The organism is Propioniciclava sp., assembly GCF_036744435.1.
GTDB lineage: Bacteria > Actinomycetota > Actinomycetes > Propionibacteriales > Propionibacteriaceae > Propioniciclava.
Window position 1 is genome coordinate 1 of sequence record NZ_DAIOIA010000241.1, and the last position, 1,413, is coordinate 1,413.

Sequence of the window (1,413 nt, forward strand, 5' to 3'; positions counted from 1 at the left end):
CAGGAGTTACCAAGCTTCTTATCCACCGAGGACCCCGACTGTGTCTGAGCCTACGACGTGTGCTGCGCGCTGCCCCCATGACGACGCCTACTGCGACAACTGTGACCGTCTGGTCGGCTTGCCCGGCGTGCACGTCATCGGAGTGGACCGGCGACCTGCCGGGCTGGTGGTCGAGGTCGAGTCCCCACCAGCGATGATGGGCTGCCCGACCTGCGGGGTGGTAGCCCGCAGCCATGGCCGACGGACGGTCACCTTGGTCGACATCCCCTGCTTCGGAGCCCCGACACGCGTGCGTTGGCGCAAACGCACGTGGACGTGTCCCGAGCCGTCCTGTCCCGTAGGGGTGTTCACCGAGCAGGACGAACAGATCGCCAAGCCACGCGCGATGCTCACCACCCGGGCGTGTCGCTGGGCGACCGAGCAGGTCCGACGCGAGCACGCCAGCATCGCCGGGCTGGCTCGGCAGTTGGCCACCACGTGGCGGACTGTGTGGACCAGCATCGAGCCGATCCTGCAGCGTGCCGCCGCTGATGAGTCCCGGTTCGCCGGCGTGACCACGCTTGGGGTGGATGAGCACCTGTGGCACCACGTGAGCCCCCGCAAGCGTGGCCCCAAGGAGCTCACCGGCATGGTCGACCTCACTCGTGACAAGGACGGACGCGTCCATGCCCGGCTGCTCGATCTGGTGCCGGGACGTTCGGGCACCGTGTACAAGACGTGGCTCGACCAGCGCGGGAAGGGGTTCAAGGCCGGGGTCGAGGTCGCCACCCTGGACCCGTTCCGCGGCTACAAGAACGCCATCGACGACAAGCTCGCCGACGCCACCGCCGTCCTTGATGCGTTTCATGTGGTCGCTCTGGCCAGCCGGGCCGTAGATGAGGTCCGCCGCCGCGTGCAGCAGGAGATCCACGGCCACCGGGGTCGTTCCGGCGACCCGCTCTACGGGATCCGTAACATCCTGCGTTGCGCGGCCGAACGGCTCACAGACAAGCAACACGCCCGCCTCGCCGCGGCGATCGCCGCCGATGACCACCACGACGCCGTCCACGTCGCCTGGCAGTGCGCCCAGAAGGTTCGAGCCGCCTACGCCCACCCCGACCCAGCCAAGGGCCGCCAGATTGCCGAGCAAGTCGTCGACGGGTTCCCCTCCTGCCCGATCCCCGAGATCGCCCGACTCGGCCGCACCCTCAGACAGTGGAAAGACGCCTTCCTGGCCTACTTCGACACCGGCCGCGCATCCAATGGCGGCACCGAGAGCATCAACGGGCTCATCGAGCTCCACCGACGCATCGCCAGAGGCTTCCGCAACCGCGAGAACTACCGACTACGCATGCTCCTCATCGGCGGCGGACTCAACCTCGACCCACCGCAGGTATGAAGAGCCGGAAACCAGCCCTCAACGCCTTCGCCATC

General features: G+C 67.9%; 1 protein-coding gene. It reads left to right on the forward strand.

The window, feature by feature from the left end:
- Nucleotides 1–166: 166 nt before the first annotated feature.
- On the forward strand, nucleotides 167–1,378 hold the full coding sequence (locus tag V7E09_RS15620; protein WP_324523742.1) for an ISL3 family transposase: 1,212 nt from the start codon (nucleotides 167–169) through the stop codon (nucleotides 1,376–1,378).
- Nucleotides 1,379–1,413 lie beyond the last annotated feature (35 nt).